Here is a 6072-nt window from a genome sequence, read left to right on the forward strand (position 1 = left end):
CGGAGAAACCAGCCGAATGCGTAGTGCCGTGAGTACGTCATTCGGGCAACCGGAACGGGTTCAACCGCGATCCGGATTCAATGCGCTTGTGGAAAGGTTGTGTCGCGATAACAAAAACGAGACGATAGAATTTTCGAATTAGTAGGAATGCTTACATGACCAGCGAATAGAACTGATCTGCTGCGGTTTTTGTACCGCCGTCGCCCCGCATCTGCCCTTTGCGGATCATGTGCATGATCTCGATGCCGGACAGGATGATGCGTGCGCTGCGGAAATTCTTGAAGCCCATCATCGGCCTGATGATGCGTTTTATGGCACGATGGTCCTGCTCGATGACGTTGTTCAGATACTTGTTCTGCCGAATCTTGACTGGCGTCGGCCGGCCCGCGTTGAGCGCTTCGAGCGCGGCCAGATTGGCGCCACTCTTGTCCACGGTGACAATCTCGGGTTCACCGTTCTGGGCGATCGCCTTCTCGAAATACCGACGCGCAGCCGGCTTGTCACGATGGGCCCGCAAAAGGAAATCGACCGTGTTTCCCTCCTTGTCGACGGCCCGGTACAGGTACTTCCATTGACCTTTGACCTTGATGTAGGTCTCGTCCATACGCAAGCTCCTGCCGACCGGGTGCTTGACTCGCCGAAATGCCTTTTCAAACAACGGCACGAGCTTGACGACCCACCGGTGCACACTCGAGTGGTCGACCTCAATACCCCGCTCGGCCATCATCTCTTCGAGGTTGCGCAGGCTCAGCGAGTACGCCACGTACCAGCGAACACACAGCAGAATCACGTCCAACGTAGTGCAGCCGCTTGAGAACCTTACTGATATCCGCAGGCAAGGTCGCGCGCGATGACTTCTTCGTCTTGCCCATCTCGTTCGTGATTCGTGGAAAAATGCCAATTCTAGCGCAGCGCGTTATCGCGACAGAGCCTCGATCTGGCCATTCGCGGAACACGCGGAGCGAATCGAATCTGATTGCCCACAAGCTCGAAGACGCGAACTGGGTGTGGTGGCCAGCGCTTATCTGTCGTGAACCGGGACGCCGTCGTCGGTCGACGACCTCACACGCCACGATTGCATTCAGTTCGACCGGCCGAGGAGTGGCCGCAAGGTTCCGTGGTCGTTCAAAAGCGAGGGGCAAGTGCAGGAGCATTTCACCGACGACGGCTATTCGAGCGCGGGAGATGTACTCGGTGGCGTGACGTTGGCGCGCAGCGGCGCGGAGCTCTTCCAGACGTATCGTTTCGTCGTTGAGCACGAGATGGCCAGAGGTGGTCTGGTGGAGGTGTCGCCAGCAACCGGAGGCGCCTCGCGGCCGTTCGTGCGGCTACGCGATCTTTTGTTGCGGGTGCGACGCTTCGTCGATTTTCTCGTCGAGACGCTCGGCTCCGCTCCGCGCGACGCTGTCACCTCTTCCCTCCCTAACGGATTAACCGTAATGGATCGAATCGATGCGATGAAGGTGTTCGTGACCGCCCTCGACGAGGGCAGCCTTGCCGCCGCAGGCCGGCGGCTCGGGCGCTCGGCCGCCGCCGTGAGCCGGGCCATTGCGTTTCTCGAAGCACATGTCGGCATGGCGCTACTGCATCGCACCACGCGCACGATCAAGCTGAGCGAAGCCGGTGAGCGTTACGCCGCCTCATGCCGGCAAATCCTGACCGACCTCGAAGAAGCCGATCTGATTATTGCCGGCGAGCGCGCGGCGCCGCGCGGCACGCTGACGCTGACCGCGCCCGTAGCCGCCGGTCAGGACTTTCTGCGGCCTCTGCTCGACGAGTTTGTGGACCTGTACCCGGACGTCACCGCGCGCCTCTACCTGCTCGACCGCCCTGCCAACCTGATCGACGAGGGCATCGACGTCGCGCTGCGCATTGCCCACCTGGCCGATTCGACGCTGATCGCGACACCGGTCGGCGAAGTACGCCGGGTGGTGGCCGCCGCTCCAGGCTATCTCGCCAAATACCCGCGTCTGAAGGAACCCGCCGATCTCGCGCAACACAGGATCATTTCGATGACGCACTTTGGCGTCGATTCGTGGAGTTTTCCGGCGTCGAACAATTCGGCCGCGCCACAAACGGTGCACTTCACGCCGCGGCTGATCGTCAACAGCGTGCAGGGCGCGGTGGCCTCCGCCGTTGACGGATACGGCGTCACGCGGCTCTTTTCGTATCACGTCGCCGAACAGGTCCGCGAAGCTTCGCTGAAGATCGTGCTGACCAGTTACGAGCAGGCGCCGCTCCCCGTTCATCTGCTCACGCCGCAAGGCCGTCTCGCGGTGCCGAAAGTCCGGGCCTTCGTCGACTTCGCGGTACCGCGTCCGCGCGCCCGTTTCAGCGCGCTCAAAGCGATCACCGACGCGGATTGAACCGCATCGCGGAAGAATAGCTGCCGCGCGGCGGCGATTCTCTCGCCGCGTGTTCGTCCCTAAACTCGTTTCCATTGGTAATGGCTGCAGCCAAACCTGGCTGCAGCGCCTAGCGCAAGGAGCAGGCAATGGACTCGGAACAGCAAGTGATGCGGATCGCCGGTGCACGAATGCGCACCGAATCGCGGGGGGCTTTATGAATCAGCCAGCCAATGTGGTGCCCAGTGGGGTCGGGGCCGGATTCGCGGCCACCACCAGCTACGCCACACGAAATATCCTCTACTGGCGCCGCAATCTGTTCATTTGCGTGTTCGGCTCGTTTACCACGCTCGTCAGTCTGAGCATGTTGCTGCCGTTTCTGCCGCTCTATGTGCAGCAACTGGGCGTGACTTCGCAGGCTGCGATCGTGCAATGGTCAGGCGTGGCGTTCGGCGCGACCTTTCTCGGCACGGCCGTCACGGCGCCGCTCTGGGGACGTCTGGCCGATCGTTATGGGCGCAAGCCGATGCTCGTGAGAGCGGCGGTCGGCATGGCGATTGTAATGTCGTTGATCGGCATGGCGCACAACGTGACCGAGCTGGTGGTGTTGCGGTTGCTGGCCGGATTGATCGGCGGATATGCATCGGCGTCGATTGTGATGATCGGCACCCAGGCGCCGCGCGAACGCGCGGGGTGGGCACTCGGCATTCTGTCAACCGGCTCGCTGGCCGGCAGTCTCGCGGGTCCGCTGGTCGGCGGTCTGCTGCCCTCGTTGATCAGTATTCGCAGTACGTTCTTCGCCGGGGGTGCCATGATCGCAGTCGCCGCGTTGTTGACGATCTTGTTTGTACGAGAAGATTTCCATCCCGAGGCGGATGCCAAAGCGCGTGCTTCGACCCACCCCGCGTCGCCAAAGCTGGCCAACCGCACCGTGATGGTCGCGCTGTTGCTCACGGCGATGATGGTCCTGCTCGCCAACATGTCGATCGAGCCGATCATCACTGTGTATATCGCGCACTTGAATGTGCCAACGGACCATCTGGCCCGCACTGCCGGTATCGTTATGGCATGCTCGGCATTCGGCAGCATGTTGACTGCGGCACGGCTTGGCGCACTGGCGGACCGGATCGGTAGCTGGAACGTGATTATCGGTTGCCTCGTGTTGACCGGCCTCATCCTGGTGCCGCAAGCGTTCGTCACGCAGTGGTGGCAACTGGCGCTCCTGCGCGGTTTGATGGGCATGACGCTGGCTGGGCTGCTGCCGTCGATTGCGAAGCTGGTTCGGCATGCGTCCAGTGAACAGCAGTCGGGAACGATGCTCGGATATCTACAGTCGGCCCAATTCGCCGGTCAGGTTATCGGGCCGGTGATTGGTGGATTGATAGGTGTCCACCTCGGTCTGCACGCTGTGTTCTTCGTCACCGGCTCGCTGTTAGTTGCTTGTGCCGTGCTCGGTCAGGTTGTACGTAATCAATCAATGCATGCGTGATCGTCTCCGGCTAGCGAAGGGTCGGTGCGGTGCGCTGCAATGAGGGTGCTGCCAGCGCCACAGCCATACCGGCGTGAATCTTTTACGCTCGTCTGCATTGTCCTAGGCCGCCCGGAGACGGTCGGCGACTTGAATTCGTCAGACTGCTTCATTCCAATTAAAGACAGGCGACATCGACGACAGCATCGGCAAATGCCTTCGGCGCTTCCTGCTGCAGGTTATGCCCGATGCCACCGCCGATGTTCCGATGCGCATACTTGCCAGTAAACTTCTTCGCATACGCGGCCGGCTCGGGATGCGGTGCGCCGTTGGCGTCGCCTTCCATGGTGATGGTCGGAACAGAAATAGTCGACGCCTTCGCCAGCCGCGCTTCGAGCGAGCTATCGTTGAAAGTGGTGTATGCGGCGTAGGGATGAGGCAGGAGAAGGCGGTGGCGATTGAAGGAGAATGTTGCTTCTCACGGTAACACTTCCTCAATCGAACTCCACCACCATGGCGAAACATACGCAGGATACGAGCGGCAGTCAAACAGCAGAAGCAGACATCAAGGGTACGCCCGGCCTGGACGATCTGATCCAGCAAGGGGCGCGGCGGATCATCCAGCAGGCAATCGAGGCGGAACTGGCGGCAATGCTCGAGCAGTATTCGAATGTGAAGACGATCGATGGCCGGCGCGCGGCCGTGCGCAACGGTTACCTGCCAGCGCGCGAGATCGTCACGGCAGTCGGCCCCGGTGCCCGTTCAGGTGCCGAAGGTCCGCGATCGTTCGGCCTCCGGCATCAAGTTCAATTCGATGATCGTGCCGCCCTATGTGCGCAAGTCGCCGCGCGTGTCATCGTCGCTGCCGTGGCTGTACCTGCGAGGCGTCTCAACCGGCGACATGGGCGACGCACTGTCCGAGCTGCTTGGCGAGCAGGCTAAAGGGCTGTCAGCGAGCGTCGTGAGCCGCCTGAAGGCCGCCTGGTCAGAAGAGTACGAGAAGTGGAGCAAGCGCGACCTGTCGGCCTCGCGCTGGATCTACTGGTGGGCCGATGGCATCCACACGCAGGCGCGCACGGAGGATTCCGATGGTCAGTGCCTGCTGGTGATCATCGGAGTGAAACCGGACGGCAGCAAGGAGCGCGTGGCGCTCAACGACGGTTATCGCGAATCGAAGGAATCCTGGAAAGAGCTGCTGCTCGACCTGAAGAAACGAGGTCTGCAGGCACCGCCGCTGCTTGCCGTCGGCGACGGCGCGATGGGGCTGTGGGCGGCGCTTGAAGAGGTGTTCCCGCAGACACGGCACCAGCGCTGCTGGTTCCACAAGATCGGCAACATTCTCAACGTCATGCCCAAATCGCAGCACGGCAAGGCCAAGGCTGCGCTCGCGGAGATCTGGAATGCCGCGACAAGAGCCGACGCAATCGCCGCGTTCAACCAGTTCGTCGACACGTGCGCGGCCAAGTACCCAAAGGCCGTCGAGAAGCTCACGAAAGACCGCGACGCACTGCTCGCGTTCTACGACTTCCCGGCCGAACACTGGCAGCACGTGCGGACCACGAATCCGATTGAATCGACGTTCGCGACGGTGCGCCATCGCACAAGCCGCACGCGCAACTGTCTGTCGCGCTCGACCTTCCTCGCGATGGCGTTCAAGCTGATCGAAGCGGCCGAGCAGACCTGGAGGAAGATCCGCGGCGTCGACAAGATCGAACCGCTTCTGAAGGGCATTCCCTTCAAGGATGGCACTCCGGTGATCGAGAGCACACCGGCTCCTCAAGCGCTGGCCGCCTGATCATGCTGCCCGACCCGCGTACACCATGCATGGACGCCCCCGGCTTGCCAAGCTCTCATTTGTAACGGAGGGCAGGTAATGATTGCGGCCATGCATCCGGACTTCACTGTCCGGCGCGAGGCCGGCGGTCCCTGATGGAATGCGCTGACCGGACTCTCATCAGTCTTGCGTGCTCTTTTGCGCACACTGGTGTACCCAGAGTTTCCCGGCCACGGTCTAACCTGTCTCGCCATCACGTCATGATCGCCTGAGCAATCGGCGGTAGTCTCCTGCTGGTAGCTACGCGGTAAGCATGCGGCTGACCTTTACGCAGTCGCTGCAGGCGCGTGGTACTCGGGGTGAAACTCGCGGCCGTGGACCAATAACGCCCAGACGATCCGCGCGTTCTTGTTCGCGAGTGCAACCGCAGCGACATTCGCGTTTCGCCGCTGCAGCAGGCCATGTAGCCAGCCGCTCTTGCATTC

Annotated in this window: 3 protein-coding genes and 3 pseudogenes; 3 read left to right on the forward strand and 3 right to left on the reverse strand. The window is 61.5% G+C overall.

Features of this window, described 5'->3' with window-relative positions; genetic code table 11:
* Positions 1–151: 151 nt before the first annotated feature.
* Positions 152–872, reverse strand: a protein-coding gene (locus tag F4827_RS34530) for an IS6 family transposase (RefSeq protein ID WP_260175573.1) whose coding sequence is annotated in 2 segments (ribosomal slippage) — positions 152–797 and positions 796–872 — 723 coding nt in all. Because the reading frame shifts where the segments join, the coding sequence is not laid out codon by codon here.
* Positions 873–1439: 567 nt separating this feature from the next.
* On the opposite strand from F4827_RS34530, the gene F4827_RS34535 reads away from it, so the two are divergent.
* The gene (locus F4827_RS34535; protein ID WP_183733749.1) at positions 1440–2366 is read left to right on the forward strand and encodes a LysR family transcriptional regulator; all 927 of its coding nucleotides are present in this window, start codon (positions 1440–1442) and stop codon (positions 2364–2366) included.
* 196 nt (positions 2367–2562) lie between these two features.
* Entirely contained in the window at positions 2563–3834 is a 1272-nt protein-coding gene (locus tag F4827_RS34540; RefSeq protein ID WP_183733743.1) for an MFS transporter, read from the forward strand.
* 157 nt (positions 3835–3991) lie between these two features.
* On the opposite strand, the pseudogene F4827_RS34545 reads toward F4827_RS34540, so the two are convergent.
* Positions 3992–4210 (reverse strand): annotated as a pseudogene (locus F4827_RS34545) (alpha/beta hydrolase); the annotation flags it as partial.
* Between the two features lie 116 nt (positions 4211–4326).
* Between F4827_RS34545 and F4827_RS34550 the strand changes: the two are divergent.
* Positions 4327–5608 (forward strand): annotated as a pseudogene (locus F4827_RS34550) (IS256 family transposase).
* Positions 5609–5913: 305 nt separating this feature from the next.
* Here the strand turns inward: F4827_RS34550 and F4827_RS34555 are convergent.
* Positions 5914–6072, reverse strand: a pseudogene (locus F4827_RS34555) (IS110 family transposase); the annotation flags it as partial.

The sequence above is a fragment of the Paraburkholderia bannensis genome (assembly GCF_014200455.1).
In the GTDB taxonomy this organism is placed as follows: domain Bacteria; phylum Pseudomonadota; class Gammaproteobacteria; order Burkholderiales; family Burkholderiaceae; genus Paraburkholderia; species Paraburkholderia bannensis_A.

What these genes read in the sequence shown, in the direction of transcription:
- F4827_RS34535 (WP_183733749.1), top strand. Translation starts at nt 1,440, where the DNA reads ATGGATCGAATCGATGCGATGAAGGTGTTCGTGACCGCCCTCGACGAG.
- F4827_RS34540 (WP_183733743.1), top strand. Translation starts at nt 2,563, where the DNA reads ATGAATCAGCCAGCCAATGTGGTGCCCAGTGGGGTCGGGGCCGGATTC.